The sequence below is a fragment of the Halostagnicola alkaliphila genome (assembly GCF_055379965.1).
Genome location: NZ_AP043825.1, coordinates 148970 through 164487, shown reverse-complemented (window position 1 = coordinate 164487; position 15518 = coordinate 148970). Strand labels below are relative to the sequence as shown.

General features: G+C 62.8%; 12 protein-coding genes. 6 read left to right on the top strand and 6 right to left on the bottom strand.

The genetic code is table 11. The features are described 5' to 3' along the window. Positions 1-68: 68 nt before the first annotated feature. Positions 69-2522 (bottom strand): dihydropteroate synthase, encoded by a 2454-nt coding sequence (gene folP / locus ACZ5C7_RS02990; protein ID WP_464375119.1) that lies wholly within the window; start codon positions 2520-2522, stop codon positions 69-71. Between the two features lie 344 nt (positions 2523-2866). Here folP and ACZ5C7_RS02985 point away from each other — a divergent pair, with 344 nt between their 5' ends. Continuing rightward, positions 2867-4585 carry a formate--tetrahydrofolate ligase gene (locus ACZ5C7_RS02985; RefSeq protein ID WP_464375118.1) on the top strand — a complete coding sequence of 573 codons (1719 nt, stop codon included), beginning with the start codon at positions 2867-2869 and terminating at the stop codon, positions 4583-4585. A gap of 143 nt (positions 4586-4728) precedes the next feature. Here the strand turns inward: ACZ5C7_RS02985 and ACZ5C7_RS02980 are convergent, their stop codons facing one another. Beyond that, positions 4729-6576: a BCCT family transporter gene (locus ACZ5C7_RS02980; protein ID WP_464375117.1), complete on the bottom strand. Its 1848-nt coding sequence runs from the start codon at positions 6574-6576 to the stop codon at positions 4729-4731. A gap of 181 nt (positions 6577-6757) precedes the next feature. Next, the gene (locus tag ACZ5C7_RS02975; RefSeq protein ID WP_464375116.1) at positions 6758-7981 is read right to left on the bottom strand and encodes an NAD-binding protein; all 1224 of its coding nucleotides are present in this window, start codon (positions 7979-7981) and stop codon (positions 6758-6760) included. A 161-nt stretch (positions 7982-8142) separates the two neighbouring features. Here ACZ5C7_RS02975 and ACZ5C7_RS02970 point away from each other — a divergent pair, with 161 nt between their 5' ends. The 4 genes from ACZ5C7_RS02970 (at position 8143) to ACZ5C7_RS02955 (ending at position 9556) form a co-directional block, all read left to right on the top strand. Next, positions 8143-8568, top strand: coding sequence for a universal stress protein (locus ACZ5C7_RS02970; RefSeq protein WP_464375115.1), 426 nt, complete (start codon positions 8143-8145; stop codon positions 8566-8568). A 68-nt stretch (positions 8569-8636) separates the two neighbouring features. Beyond that, a complete protein-coding gene (locus ACZ5C7_RS02965) occupies positions 8637-8864 on the top strand; it encodes a hypothetical protein (protein ID WP_464375114.1) in 228 nt (75 codons plus the stop codon). Between the two features lie 37 nt (positions 8865-8901). After that, the gene (locus ACZ5C7_RS02960) at positions 8902-9057 is read left to right on the top strand and encodes a hypothetical protein (protein ID WP_464375113.1); all 156 of its coding nucleotides are present in this window, start codon (positions 8902-8904) and stop codon (positions 9055-9057) included. Between the two features lie 76 nt (positions 9058-9133). Continuing rightward, a complete protein-coding gene (locus tag ACZ5C7_RS02955) occupies positions 9134-9556 on the top strand; it encodes a universal stress protein (RefSeq protein WP_464375112.1) in 423 nt (140 codons plus the stop codon). 84 nt (positions 9557-9640) lie between these two features. Here the strand turns inward: ACZ5C7_RS02955 and ACZ5C7_RS02950 are convergent, their stop codons facing one another. The 3 genes from ACZ5C7_RS02950 to ilvA all read right to left on the bottom strand — a co-directional run bounded on the left by ACZ5C7_RS02950 (position 9641) and on the right by ilvA (position 13605). Next, complete coding sequence (locus ACZ5C7_RS02950) at positions 9641-11437, bottom strand: BCCT family transporter (RefSeq protein ID WP_464375111.1); 1797 nt, start codon at positions 11435-11437, stop codon at positions 9641-9643. A 318-nt stretch (positions 11438-11755) separates the two neighbouring features. After that, a complete protein-coding gene (locus ACZ5C7_RS02945; protein WP_464375110.1) occupies positions 11756-12061 on the bottom strand; it encodes a hypothetical protein in 306 nt (101 codons plus the stop codon). A gap of 308 nt (positions 12062-12369) precedes the next feature. Continuing rightward, the gene (gene ilvA, locus ACZ5C7_RS02940; protein ID WP_464375109.1) at positions 12370-13605 is read right to left on the bottom strand and encodes a threonine ammonia-lyase; all 1236 of its coding nucleotides are present in this window, start codon (positions 13603-13605) and stop codon (positions 12370-12372) included. 491 nt (positions 13606-14096) lie between these two features. Between ilvA and ACZ5C7_RS02935 the strand changes: the two genes are divergently transcribed. Beyond that, the gene (locus tag ACZ5C7_RS02935) at positions 14097-15473 is read left to right on the top strand and encodes an aminomethyltransferase family protein (protein ID WP_464375108.1); all 1377 of its coding nucleotides are present in this window, start codon (positions 14097-14099) and stop codon (positions 15471-15473) included. Positions 15474-15518: the final 45 nt, after the last annotated feature.

Sequence of the window (15518 nt, the reverse complement as noted above, 5' to 3'; positions counted from 1 at the left end):
CCACGGCCGATTTCAGTCGGAGCCACAGCGCCGAACGATCGGAGTCCCACGCCGATCCGCAGCGACGGCTACCGGTCGGCGACGGTCCGCTCGGCGGTGGCGATCGCGGCGGCGTTCGGAACGACGTCGTGGACGCGAACGAGATCGACGCCGCGCTCAGCCGCCAGCGCCGTCGCGACGGCGGTCGGTACGACTCGATCCTCGTCGCGACGCGTCGCGTGTTCGAACATCGAGTTGCGAGAGTGGTCGATCATCAGCGGTATCCCCAGCGCACGGAACTCCGCGATCCGGTCAAGCGACTCGAAGCGTTCGGCGGGGGTCGTCCCGAAGCCGAGTCCGGGGTCGAGCACGAGTCGCGAGCGATCGATCCCCGCACGCTCGGCGAGGAGCACACGCTCCGTGAGTCGCTCGAGCACGTCGTCGTAGGTGTGCTGTCGACCGGGGTCGGTCGGGGCGGAGAGACTGTGTACGAGCGCGGCCGGTACCTCCCGTTCGGCGACGATGCGTCGCATCTCCGCGTCCGCGAGCCCGGTGACGTCGTTGACCATGTCCGCGCCCGCGTCGAGCGCAGCCTCTGCGACCGACGGTTTGTGCGTGTCGATCGAGACCATCGCCTCGAGCCCGTCGAGGCGCTCGAGAACTGGAAGAGTGCGCTCGCGCTCCGTCTCGGCGGGGATCGGCTCGGCTCCCGGTCGGGTCGATTCGCCGCCGATATCGATTACGTCCGCCCCCGCCGCGACCATCTCCTCGGCGCGAGCGACGGCGTCCTCGAGTGCGTCGTACTCGTCACCGTCGCGAAAGTTGTCCGGCGTCACGTTCAGGACCCCCATCACCGCCGTCCCATCGTTCCACGGGTACTTGCCGCTCGAGTCGTCGGCCCCGATGCCGAGCGCGTCGGTCAGCTGTTCGGCCAACCGACGGCCGCCGACCGCCCGCCCGCGCAGTCGGACGGCGAGATCCGTAAACTGCGCGAGCGTGCCACCGAGCACGACGTCGACGTGCAGGTCCGTCGCACCGATACCGGCGACCGCACAGGTGCCGCCCAGTGACTCCATCAGCGTGCGCAGTTCGGACGCCTCCTTCTGGCGGACGTGAAACCGAAGCGTTCGGTGGGGAAACCGATCCGCGCGGTCCCGGCGTTCCGAAGCGGGGACGTCCGCACGTCGCATGACTGCTCGAGCGCGTTCTGCGGTGGGCGTCTGGACCGATTGCAGCGTCCGCGTCCACCAGTCGCGGGCTTCCCCGACGACGGAGAGTGATCCGGTCACGAGCACGCAGTCCGACGGCTCGGCCGCCCGGAGCGCCCGATCAAGTGCGACGAGGACAGACCCAAATCGATCGGTCTCAGCGTCCGTCTCGCGGTCGAACGTCTCGGCGAGCACCTCCGTTCCGAGGGTACGGTCGACGTCCGCCGCGGCGAGGTAGACCCGATCGGGATCCGGGAGCATCCGACACATCTCCGGATGGTCCTTGTCGCGTAATGCACCGAACACGAGGTGGAGATCGTCGTACTCGAACCGTTCGAGAAGCGTCGCGACCGTCGCACACGCGTCGGGGTTGTGCGCGCCGTCGAGAATCGCGAGTGGCTCGTCGTCCATCACTTCGAACCGGCCCGGCCACCGGACGTTGCGGATCCCCGCCGCGATGTCTCGTTCGGACGTTCCGCCGATCTGTCTGGCGAGCGTGGCGGCGATCCCCGCGTTGACCGCCTGGTGGCGACCGAGTAGCGGCGTTCGGCTCTGGACCTCCCAGTCGGGACCGACCAGCGAGATCGACGACGTCGTCGGCGAGACCATCCCGGTCTCTTCCGCTACCACGTCGATCGTTTCGGCCGATCGATCGCTCGAGTCTCCGTCGCGATCGGATTTCGCGTCGAGGCCGACCCGTACGACGTCGGTCTCCTCTCGGATCGCGTCCAGCGCTGCGCCCGTCGCGCCGGTCACCAACGGCGCGTCCGCCGGCGCGACCTGGGCCTTGTCGCGAGCGATCTCTTCGACCGTGTCGCCGAGGATGTCGGTGTGCTCGAGGCTGACGGTCGTGACCGCGGCCGCCGCGGGATCGACCACGCTCGTCGCGTCGTAGCGGCCGCCGATGCCGACCTCGAGGACGGCGACGTCGACGGCCTCGCGGTCGAAGTGCCAGAAGGCCATGGCGGTGAACACTTCGAAGAACGTCGGCGCCGCACCCTCGACGGCCCGGTCGACGACGAAGGGCCAGACGGTCTCGACGAAACGCACCACCTCGCGTTTCGGGATCTTCCGGCCCCCGACCGTGATACGCTCACGCCGGTCGTTCAGGTCGGGAGATGTGTAACAGCCGACAGTGCGCCCTTCCGCTCGGAAGATTCGGTCGAGAACGCGAGCCGTACTCCCCTTGCCGTTCGATCCGGCGATCTGAACGACGACCAAGTCCTCGTGTGGATCCCCCAAAGTCGAAAGCATCGCAGCGGTCGTTTCCGTTCCCATTTCCGGCCGGATCCGTCGCAGTCGTTCCATCCTGGAGACGGATTCGTGGTACTCCATAACACGGTAGATCACACACTAGCCAATAAAGTTCCGACTGACCGGGTTCGGCCCACAAAAAGTACGGTTTCTTACACGTTGTGCCGTGTGGCCGTCTCCGTTCTGTCGTCAGCTTCCGTCCACGTTCGGACGTCGATTCGAGGACGCTACTCGCGCCAGTCCTCATCCGCGGGCCGCCACCGGTACCGTACCACCGCAATACCACGGCTTCCGGCATCGGGAGGGGAGTAAACTACTGGGCACTGCACGGCGGCTATCGCCAGATTCGGCTCGCCACCCACGTCGTATCCGGAACGTTATAAGTGTGTTAACACTTAACACCAGGCGCGGAAACGTATCTGTACATGACAGCCTCTGAGGAAACCGACCAGTCGATACCAACCGACTACGAAATTGCACAGTCCGCTGAGACGAGCCACATCGCTGACGTCGTCGAACCGTTCGGTCTTATGCGGGACGACCTGCAACTGTTCGGCGAACACAAAGCGAAGGTCACACTCAAGGCGATCGAGCGGATCCGCGAGGAGCGATCGGCTGACGGCAAGCTCGTTCTGGTCACCGGGATGACCCCAACGCCGCTGGGTGAGGGCAAGACGGTGACGACGGTCGGGCTCGGACAGGCATTCAATCAGATCGACAAGGACGCGCTCATCGCGATCCGTGAACCGTCGCTGGGTCCCGTCTTCGGCGTCAAAGGTGGCGCTGCAGGCGGCGGATACTCCCAGGTACTCCCGATGGAGGACATTAACCTCCACTTCACTGGCGACCTCCACGCGCTCACGTCGGCACACAACCTCATCGCGACGATGCTCGACAACCACATCAAACACGGAAACGAACTCGACATCGCGGTCAACCAAGTCAACTGGCCGCGCGCGATCGACATGAACGATCGCGTGCTCCGCGAGACCGTGATCGGCCTCGGTGGTGACGTCACCGGCGTCCCTCGCCAGGACGGGTTCATCCTGACGGCCGCGTCGGAACTGATGGCCGTCCTCTGTCTCGCCGACGGGATCGACGATCTCAAGGAACGGCTGGCTCGCATCATCGTCGCCTACGACGAGAGCGGCGACCCGGTTACCGCAGACGACATCGGCGCGACGGGTCCCGCCGCGATCCTGCTGAAAGACGCGTTGAAACCAAACGTCGTCCAGACGATCGAAGGCACGCCCGCGTTCGTCCACGGCGGCCCGTTCGCGAACATCGCCCACGGGACCAACTCGCTGATCGCAGACGGGGTCGCCGCCCACCTCTCCGACTATCTCATCACCGAGGCCGGCTTCGGCTCCGACCTGGGCGCCGAGAAGTTCATGAACATCGTCTGCCGGTTCGGCGAGATGGAACCCGACGCGGTGACGCTCGTCGCGTCGGTGCGAGCGCTGAAGTACCACGGCCAGGAGATGTGGCCGCCCGACCTCGACGAACTCGAGGCAGAAGACGTCGACGCGGTACGCAACGGGTTCGAGAACCTCGACAAACACGTTGCCAACCTCCAGCAGTTCGGCGTTCCGGTCGTCGTCGCCCTCAACCGCTTCCCGGACGATTCCGACGCAGAGGTCGACGCGGTCGTCGGCCACTGTGAGAACGAACTCGAGGTCAGGGTCGCCGAGTCGAACGTCTTCACCGACGGTGGAGAGGGTGGGATCGACCTCGCCGAGAGCCTGGTCGACGCTGCGGAGTCCGAATCGACGTTCGAACCGCTCTACGACGTCGACGCGTCGATCAAATCGAAGATCGAAACCGTCGCCACCGAAATCTACGGTGCCGACGCCGTCGAGTACCACAGCGACGCCGAAGACGACATCGAGCGGCTCGCAAACCTCGGCTTCGACGAGGTCCCGATCTGTATGTCGAAGACGTTCCACTCGCTCAGTGACGACGCGAGCCGCAAGGGTGCGCCCGACGACTGGACGCTCGAGGTAAACGAGATCTACCCCTCGGCGGGTGCCGGTTTCCTCGTGGTGCTCACCGCCGACGTCCTCACGCTGCCCGGCCTTCCCGCCGAACCTGCTGCCGCCGAGATGGATCTCCACTCCGATGGGGACGTCTCCGGGCTCTTCTGACCCGGACAGCGGGCTCGAGATGCGTCTCCGGATCGAGAACCTGCGGACGCGCGGTCGCTACGGGTATCACTCCAATCGGTTCTAGCTCTCCAGTCGGTCGTCGTCTTCGGCTGGGTCATTCTCGGCGTCGTCTTCGGCTGAGTTTATTCCCGGTCGTCGTCTTCGGCTTCACTAGCCAGCTTCACGCGTGCGGTACCGACGATCGATCTCCGACCGCGTTCGTGTCTGCGGAACGTTCCGACGAGGCCGACCAGGGCGATCAGGACGACCAGGGCGAACGGGCCGCCGGTCAACACGGCCATCGCCTGCAGGACTTCGGCGCTACCGGTGACGAGCACCGAGATGGCAACGAGTCCCTGGAAGATTCCCCAGAAAATGATCGCGCCAGTCGTCGGTGCGAATTCGCGTCTCGTCGCCAGCACCGCTACGACGAGTGTAGACGTGTCGGCGGAAGTCGCCATGAAGACGACGATCAACGCTAGAAAGAGGAACATGAAGAGGTGGCTTATCGCGAGTGCCTCGAAGACCGGGAAGCCGGCAACGGCCTCGGCGCCGCCGTAGGCGTCGATCGCTGCGAGGACGTCCACGGCGCTCGTCTGCTGAAGGTGAAGCGAGGTCGATCCCAACAGGAGAAACCAGACCATCGTCGCCAGTGCGGTCGCGACAAAGCCCGTCAGGACGACCGTTCGGATCCGCCGGCCACGAGAGAGGGCGGCCAGGAAGAGGCCGGCGAACGGAGCCCAGGAGAACCACCACGCCCAGTTCCAGATCGTCCAGTCAGCGACCCACGGGTCGGCGACCAATCCGTTTCCCAGATGGAGGGTCATCGGGACCGCGTTGACGGCGTAGCTCCCAACCGCCCGCGAGGAACTCTCGACGACGACCGTTCGCGGTGCGACGGCGAAAAACAACGCCACAAATAGGCCGAACAGGACGAGGTTGACGGCCGCGATCCGTCTGATTCCCCGGTGGACGCCGCTCTGTGCCGATACGACGAAGACGAACGTCAACCCGGCGACAAATAGTATCGATCCGACGGTACCGAACGCCACATCCCACTGGAATTCGATCCCGGTGAGGAACTGCTCGCCAACGAGCGCGATGGAGGTGGCGATCCCGCCGATCGTCGCGAAGATTGCAAGCAGGTCGACGATCCGACACCACACCGAGTCGAGGTTTTCCACGCCGAGAAACGGCGTCAGGATCGTCGAAACCCGTAACGGTGCCCCCCGCTGGTAGACGTAGTAGGCGATCGGCACGCCGACGGCGATATAGGCGCTCCAGGCCCAGAAGCCCCAGTGGAACAGTGCGTAGGTGAGTGCCGCCTCCGACTGCGGTTCGACGTCGAAGTACGGCGGTGGCGTCTCGTAGTGAAACAGCGCCTCGGCTGGCCCCCAGAAGACGATTCCGGCGGCGATGCCGGCTGTGAAGAACATGGTGAAGTAGACGGGGTAGGTGTACGCCGGTTCGGCGTCGGAACCACCGAGTTTTATCGTTCCCCACGGCCCCACCAGCAGGTACAGAGAGAACACCACCGCGAGCAGCATGACCGCGACGAACAGCCAGCCTCCGTACGTGGTGACGGCCCGCTGTGTGGCACCGACGGTGGCGATCGTTCCTGACGGCACCAGCAACTGCCCGAGAAAAAAGAGGGCGAACGCAGCGACCGGAACCCCGAACGTAACTGGATCCTGGCGGGAGAGAAATCCCCTGACGGTGCCGGTCAGCCCGAGCCGACGGACCCGGAGCAGATACTCCGGATCGAGCGCGCTCACGTTCTCGTCACTCTCGGCCGGCAACACGGCGAGGTATGCCAACCCCGACCCGAAGAAAACGAGCGAGACGACGAGCCACATTCGTCCGGAGACCGTTTCCCCCACGAGTTCGGGGAAGAAAAAGCCCAACACGACGACGGCCCCCGAGAGGACACAGAGCGGAGCCAGCAGCTTCCGAAGCACCCGTTCGGCTGGGCTGACTCCCTGAAGCCCCATAAGGAGGAATAACCTCCCGTTCCGTTATAAATACCCCAGTCCGTCGAATCGAGTGGACTCCCGTTACGGAATGGGTACGGGGAGCCCGGTCCTCGTTCTGGCCCGCGCGTGGATTTCCCGTCCGAACCCAGCTACCGGACAGTCGGATCGGCCCCGTCCGAACGGCCGTGTCGTGTCCGCTTCAGTCCGAGTCCTCGTCAAGATTCTCGAACAGTGACTCGGCGGACGCCTCCTCGAGGATCGATCGACCGAGGAGTCGGCCACCGATCTCCATCGGGCTGATGACCTCGTCTGCGCCGACCTCCTCGAACTTGTCGACGTGCTGTCGGTCGTTCGCCGCGGCGACGATGCGGACCTCCGGATTCGACTTCCGCGCCGCGAGGACGGCCAGCACGTCGTTGGCGTCGTCCCGCGTCGCGACGACCACGCCAGAGGCGTCGTCGATCCTGGCGTCGCAAAGCGTCTCCTCGTGGGTCGGATCGTCGGTGAGGACGTTGACGTCTCGATCGTTCAACGTGGAGGCCTCGTCGGCGTCAAGCGTGACGACCACGACGTCGACTTGGTCAGCGAGTTCGTCGAGCAGTGATTCAGTGATGTCGCTGTAGCCGAGGACCAGCACGTGGTCCTTGAGCAGGGTGAGTTCTGACGGTGTCATGGTTCCGAATGCCGCGGCCATTCGCTTCTCGATCGCCGGCACGACCAGCGACCCAATCGCGACCGTAAACGCGCCGGTTCCAAAGAGGATGACTGACACCGAAAACCACCGCGCCCCGGCCGTCAGCGGAGTGATGTCTCCGTAGCCGACGGTCGCGATGGTGACGATGACGTAATAAAGCGAGTCACTCCAGGTATCGATCTCGCTGAACTGGTCCTGGAGGGCGTACGAACCGATGGTCCCGTACAGGACGACACCTACGATCGAGGAGAGTGAGGCGATCTGGAGTGAAGAGAGTTCGATCCGCCGGTCGAACGCGCCCCGGTTGGTGAACAAGAGCGGGAGCGCCACGAGGATCGAAAGCAGGAGGGGGACGTCAGTAGTCTGGAACGTCGTCAAGGGTAACAGCGTAACCAGTGTCAGAACGGCAAGCGTGAGGTACCACGCGAGACGCTTTCGGCGCTGCAGGCCGAAGACGAGTCCCGCAAGAACGAACGCGATCAGAACGCCAGTAAATTGCACGAAGCCTGGATCGACTGGAATGACCGCCGCCAAGGGACCGTCGTAGGTCACGTTCGGCTGGCTGAGATTCGACAGTCCGGTAACGAACGTGAGGACGGCGACGAAACCGGTCAACAGCACCGCCGCCTTCGCCCCAGAAAACTCGCCCCAGTAGACGAGCCGGATCCTCTCGGAGTGATAGAACAGGCGCTCGAGAGCGGGCTCCGACGGATCTGGGGTATCGGACACGACCGCTTGACGATACGGGAGCGGGATATATAATTGGTGTCGAACCAGGCTCTGTGCTCCGACTCGATCCGCACGGGAACCGCAATCAGCTAGTGAGATGTGTTAACAGAAGCAAAGATTATACGAGATACCCCCGATATTACAGACGGGGACGAGTACAAATGTACGATAACGTTCTGATCGCGACTGACGGCAGCGACGAGGCCGAGGGTTGCGTCGACCACGGTCTCGACATTGCCGAAGCGATGGATGCGAAGGTACACGCGCTGTACGTGGTCGAGACCAAAGCAAGCTACATCCTGACCGTCGGTCTCTCCGACGAGGAGCTAGAGTCCTACAGGGAATACGGCGAGGATGTCGTCACCGAGGTGATCGAGAGTGCCTCCGTGCGAGATCTCGGCGGGGAAGGCGTGGTCAGGACCGGGCGCCCATCCGAGGAGATCGTCGACTACGCCGAGGGAAACGACATCGACGCCATCATCATGGGCAAACAGGGCCACGAGGCAATCGAGAGGCACCTTGGGAGTACCGCGGAGAAAGTCATGCGAATGGCCGAGACACCAGTGACGATCGTCGCCGGGGATTGACGAGCAAGCGCGGAGAGGATGGACGCTGGTTCCACGCATCGGTTCCGAGGACGACCCGACGACCCCGCGTGAACTTTCGAACCGTTATAATTGATATGCTCCCCCTCGAAGAGGGGATAGAACGTATGCACTGGAACCCCAGGACGTACCTCCGACTCTTCCTTCTCGTCGGCGGGACACTCTTCCTTGCCAATGGGATCCTTGGCGGTGAGCTGCTGGAGATGGCCATCGGGGCCGCCGCGGTGGGTCTCGGCGGCGTCGGCCTGGCCTCCGAGTGGCGGGAGTCGTCGGCCTGACGACACGTATAAGTCCCGTCCTCACAGTTGTTCGTACATGTCCAGCCGGGTCGCGACTGTTTCCACGATTCTCGCGGTGGTACTGGCCATCGCGAGCCTCCTCCTTCTTCTGGCAGGCCGTCACTTTTTCGCCGGCGTACTGTTGACGTTCGTCGCGTTCTCCATCTATCTCAGGGAGACCAACACGGACTGAACCGGTTGGCGCGTGACACACCCCGGAGACAAACTATTTTGTACAGCCCTCCGAAGACTCAAACAGTAGCACGGTTATGCTAGACAAGATACTGATTGCGACGGACGGCAGCGACAGGGTGTCGAAAGCGATCGAACACGGGTTAGATCTCGCGGAGGTGTTCGATGCGGAGGTACACGTGATCTACGTCGTCGAGACGGAGGCGTCGTACATCCTCACAGTCGGGGTGAGCGAGTCGGAGATGGAAGAGTACCGACAGTACGGCGAGGACGTCGTTACCGACGTGGTAGAGCAGATCGAGGGACGAGGCCTCGACGGCGTCGGCGCGGTCACAACCGGAAAGGTCGCACAGGAAATCGTCGATTACGCAGAAGAAGAAGACATCGACACCGTCGTCATGGCCGAGCGGGGCCGGGGTACGCTCGAGAAGTACCTCGGATCCAGCACGGAGAAGGTCGTGCGGATGTGTCCGAAACCGGTCACCGTCGTTCGCTCCTAGGTCTGCACCCGGTCGGTTCGGATCCCCCGTGCCAAGATCGTCACGGCGTCCGAGCGATAGTCTGCCGTGCCGACGAAGCGGACGTCAGTCGTCACTGACGTCGATAATTCTGTCCTCTCTGGTCCTGACGTGGGTAACGAGGTCGCCGGTCTGGCTCGTGACGACGATCTCCTCTTCCTCCTCGAGATCGTCTATCAACTCGGTGAACTCGTCGGACTGGAGGAGCCTGTACTCCCGCCTGAGACCGATCATCACGGCGTAGATCATGAACAACAGAATAACGGTGAACGGGAGGCCGCTGGCGATGGCGGCCGCCTGGAGTGCCTCGACGGCCGCGTCGCCGCCGGCGATCAGCAACGTGGCGGCGACCAGCCCCTCTGATGCGGCCCAGAAGACGCGGCCGGCTGGCGGCGTCTCGTGTTTGCCGCCGGTGCTCAGGTGTTCGAGAACGAGCGATCCCGAGTCCGAGGAGGTCACGAAGAACGTCGTCACCAGGATGATCGCGAGCAGGGACAGGAGCACCGTTCCCGGCATCAGATCGAACATCGCGAACATCGCGACCTCTTCACCGATCTCGAACACCGGTCCGCTGATCGCACCCTCCGTCGCCTCGCTCAGTTCGAAGCTGAGGGCACTCCCGCCCATCGCCGCGAACCAGGCGAAGGAGAATACGACGGGGATCAGGAGCACTCCACCGACGAACTCCCGGATGGAGCGGCCCTTCGAGATTCGGGCGATGAACATCCCGACAAACGGCGACCAGGAAATCCACCAAGCCCAGTAGAACACCGTCCAGTCGACGAGGAAGGCACCCTCACCCTCGCCGCCCGAGCCGTAGTACTCCGAACCCTGGAAGTAGTGGTTGTCGAACGAGTTGCCGAAGAAGGACAGCTCGAAGAAGTTGCCGAGGTAGCCGCCGATGCCCTGTGGCAGCGCACCGAGGATGAACAGCGTCGGTCCGAGGACGAACACCGACGCCAGAAGAATCATCATCAGCGTGAGGTTCAGGTTGCTGAGCCGTCGGATCCCCTTGTCGAGGCCGAGGTAGACCGAAACGATCGCCATCCCCGTGACGACCCCGATGATTGCGACTGCAACCCAGATCGAGTCGGGCACTGCGGGGAACGCGCCCACCTCCTGGCCAACGAACGTCAGCCCCGCATTGATCTGCAATGCGCCTAACCCGAGAGAGGTCACGAGGCCGAACAGCGTCGCGAAGATGGTGAAGATGTCGATGAGATGTCCCGGCCAGCCGTAGATCCGATCACCGAGCACCGGGTAGAACACCGACCGGAAGGTCAGTGGCAGCCCGCGATTGTACGAGAAGAACGCCAGGCTGAGCGCGACCAACGCGTAGATCGCCCACGGGTGAAAGCCCCAGTGGAACAGCGACACCGCAAGCGCCACTTCGCCGGCACCCTCGGTTCCCGCCTCGGCACCCAGGTGCGGGTCGAAGAGGTGAAACACCGGTTCGGCGACGCCGAAGAACATGAGGCCGATCCCCATGCCCGCACTGAACAGCATCGCGACCCACGAGATGTCGCTGAACTCCTTCTCGCCGTCGACGCCGCCGAGTCGTATCGAACCGTACTTGCTTATCGCAAGATAGACCATGAAGATGATGAAAATATTAGCGGCCAGGATGAACAGCCAGTCGAAGTAATCTGACACCGCGACTCGAGTGTCCTGATACGCCGTCCCCGCCTGATCCGGGAACGCGAGCGAGAGGGCAATAAAGAGGATGATCAACCCTCCCGCGATGAGAAATACGGGTGGGTTGATGTCGAACCCGTATCCTCGCCAGTTCTTGTCGCCCGGTTCTCGGTCCGTCTCCGCGTAGAACAGACCTTCCTGTATTCCGCGTTTGTCTTCGTCTGCCATAGTTACCCTCCGTGTTCGTCCTGTCGTGTTCTGTCCGTTCGAGGCCGTCCGTCAGTCGTTTCGAAGCGGTAGTTCGTAGCATCACGCTCGACCCGGTCGATCGCGCTGACCCTCTCCAACCGCCCGGTCCAACCTCCACTCACCGTGCGAAAGCGTCTCGAGTGGCATTCATTACCAATCCCATTACTTCGATTCCATGCATTTCCGTATATAGTTTTGGTAAATATACCGATATTTCACAAGGGATCCTATCGTCAGGCAGTTAATTACGACCGTCTCCGGTTCAAAGTCCGACATCGCGGGCGTCGGGTGACACTCTCAAAATCGGGCGAAGATGGAACCAAGCCGGTACGGCGTGGCGAGAAACGAAACGACGAACATCACGACGGCGAGTCCGAACGAGACGACCGCGAGTCCGGCGAGAAATGGCGCCAATCCCGTCCAGAAGGGCATCATAAGCACGATCACCGACATCGAAACCACGACGACCATCAAGAACACCATCGAGACGCGAAGCCCCATCTGTCGCGGATTGAACCCGCACTTAGGACACCCTTCCTCGCCCCCCTCGAGCCCGCACCCACACCGTTTGCAATGGGGCACCCCACCAGTGAACGGACGCATATACTAACTTCTCGTTGAAACAATAAAAAGACGCGGCCCGTATCTGGACTCGAGTAATCGAAAGCGTGATCGGTTCCTCTAGCGATTGCGACGGAGCAGTCCGTCGACAAACTGCACGAGGTAATTCGGCTCCTCGGACACGTTCGGCATCGCAGGCATATAGTTAACGAGTTCTTCTGTCGACGTTTCGTCGGATTTCCTTTCCGTTCTCATTCACTCCGACATTCGAACCACCGGGGATTAAGAATTGCGAGTTTCTCTTTGGTAACCAGCAAACACGTTCATTCGCTCTAACTGGATGGATTCGGTCAGTTCACCACGTCGACCTCGTACCCGTGGTCAGCGATCGCCTCGATGATCTTTCGAGCGTGTTCCGCACCGCTGGTTTCGACCTGAAAGATCAGGTAGGCCTCGCCGACGTCTAAGTCCTCGAGGACACGATCGTGGCGGACGGTCTGGATGTTGGCACCATGGTCGGCGATAACCCCGGAGAGCTCCGCCATCTTTCCGGGTCGGTCGTCGATGTGTACCCGCAATCGCAGGATCTGCTCGCGGTGAGTCAGTGCGTGGATGAGTATCGCGCGGAGCATCGTCATGTCGAGGTTGCCGCCACAGAGCAGCGGCAGTATGCGCTCGCCGTCGACGTCGACCGCGTCGCTTCGGATCGCTGCAACCGCGGCGGCACCAGCCCCTTCCACCAACTGTTTCGCTCGCTCCAGCAGGACCAGTACGGCTTCGGCGATCTCCCCGTTCGTCACCGTGACGACCTCGTCGACGTGTCGCTCCATAATCGACAGCGTCAGCTCGGAGATGCCGCCCGTCGCGATTCCGTCCGCGATCGTATCGACCGAGTCGAGCGTCTGCGGGGCACCCTTGTCCAGGCTGTCGGGGACGGTCGCCGCCTCCGCCGCCTGGACGCCAACGATCCGCGTCTCGGGGCTGCGTTCGGCGAACGCGGTTGCGATCCCGCTGATCAGACCGCCGCCGCCGATCGGCACGACGACGGTGTCGACCTCGGGAACGTCCTCGACCATCTCGAGTCCGAGCGTTCCCTGACCGGCGACGATCGCCGGGTCGTCGAACGCGTGAACGAACTCGGCCTCCGATTCCCCGGCTAGCTCGCGCGCGAAGTTCGTCGCCTCCTGGAAATCTTTTCCGACGAGTTCGACGGTCCCGCCGTAGCCCCGCGTGGCGTCGATCTTCGTCTGGGGAGCGGTCGTTGGCATGACGATCGTCGAGTCGACGCCGAGTTTCGTCGCGGCGAGGGCGACGCCCTGTGCGTGATTTCCGGCGCTCGCCGCGACGACCTGCTCGAGTTCCCCCTCCTCCAGACAGCGCTCGATCTTGTTGTACGCCCCGCGGGTCTTGAACGAGCCAGTCCACTGGAGGTGCTCGAGTTTGAGCATGACCTCCGTGGCGCCGGTCATCGACTCGAGCGACGTGTTCCGCTCGACCGGCGTCCGCTTGACGATCGACGGATCGTCGAGTCGCTCACGGGCCGCTTCGACGTCGGCGAACGTGACGGGGAGTTTGTCTCGACTCATCGTCGTCTCACGGGGGTTCGATCGGCTCGAGGCCGTCGATACAGTCGCGGAGGGCGTCCTGAATTCGGTTCGCCACCGCGTCGCCGTCGATGACGTGGGTCACGGAAACTCACCGTCGGTCCTCTCGTACGTGTCGGTTGCGTCGAAGGTCATTCTCTCTCACCGCTGCGTCGCTCCCGACGAGTCGTCGTGTCGTCCCTGTGGACGTCCGCGCACGTCGGGCGATACTGAAAGCTAGCAGTGCGAAGAGTTATCAATGCACTGGGTCTCGCGGGTCGAACGCGGATTTCGGGACCCGTTCGGATCGAATTCCACATCGTATAAAATATTCGTTATGTATAGTCGGACGAAAATCTCCCTCATCCGCACCTCGTTGAATCCAAGCTATTACCCTTCTCGAGGTTTCTCCGGCGTACTATTGCCGGTTTCGAAGATTGAGAAGTAGTGGAGATCTCCTACTTTTATATTCTACGGGATACATATGCATGATAATGTCTGACAGCCAACCACCGGAACAGGACAGTACGGAACACCCGAACTACCCGAGCGTCGATCAGTCGGATCGGACCCTCCCGAGAAATCTGCGCCAGTCCGGCGATCCAGGAATCGAGATGCTCGTTTCCACGCGCGTTCGCAAGTCACCGTTCTTCCACAAGTCGTTCGTGGAGAACGGCGCCTGGCGGGCGACGGTCTACAACCGAATTTACCACCCGAGGGGCCTCGTCGAACCCGAAGATGGCGGCATGATGGAGGAGTACGATGCGCTGGTCAACCGGGTAACGCTCTGGGACGTCGCGGTCGAACGACAGATCCGCGTCCAGGGGCCCGACGCCGAGGCGCTCACCAACCACGTCATCACCCGGGACGCGACGGAAATCGAGACGATGCGCGGCAAGTACGTCATCCTCTGCAACGAGGACGGCGGCATCCTCAACGACCCCGTGTTGTTGCGACCGGGCGAAAACGAGTTCTGGTTTTCGATCTCGGACTCGACGCTGATGCAGTGGCTCCAAGGCGTCAACGTCGGCATGGATTTCGACGTCGAGATCGACGAGATCGACGTCGCGCCGATGCAGATTCAGGGCCCGCGCTCCGTCGACGCAATGATCGACGTCGTCGGCGAGGAAGTCGAGGAAATACCCTATTACGGCCTGATGGAAGCCGAGGTCGACGGCTGTTCGGTGCTGGTGAGCCAGACCGGCTTCTCCGGCGAGAAAGGCTTCGAGATCTACGTCCGGGACGCCTCGAAAAACGCCGAAGCGGTCTGGGATCCCGTCCTCGAGTCCGTCAGGGATCACGGCGGGATGCAGGTCGCGCCTGCACACCACCGCCGTATCGCGGCAGGGATCCTCTCGTGGGGCCAAGACATGGATCACGAGACCTCGCCGTTCCAAGTCAACCTCGGCTACCAGGTCCCCGACGACAAGGACGTCGACTACGTCGGCAAGGAAGAACTCGAGCGCCAGCAGGCGCAGATCGAGAGCGGCGAGTACCCGTTCGTCCACAAAATGGTCGGCCTCAAGATGGCCGGCGAGCCGGTTCGGGACTACGCGCCGGACTTCTGGCTCATCTCCGACCCCGACACCGGCGAGAACTGCGGTTACGTCACGTCGCCGTGGTACAACCCCGAGCTCAAGACGAACCTCGCGCTCGGGTTCGTTCCGGCGGCGAAACTCGACGGCGATCCGATGGCGGTCTACGACGGCGACATCGGAACGGAGTTCCAAGTCCACCTTCCGGACAAGTACGCCGAGGAACCCGGCGAGCCGGTGTACGCCAAAGTCTCGGAGGTCCCGTTCAAGCCGTCGGTCAACCCGAGCGCCCGGGAGCAGGCCAAACTGAACGCCAGAGAGGAGGCCTCCGAGTGAATCGTGACCGGGAGAGTGGGAGCCAACCGGTCACGGCGATGGCGG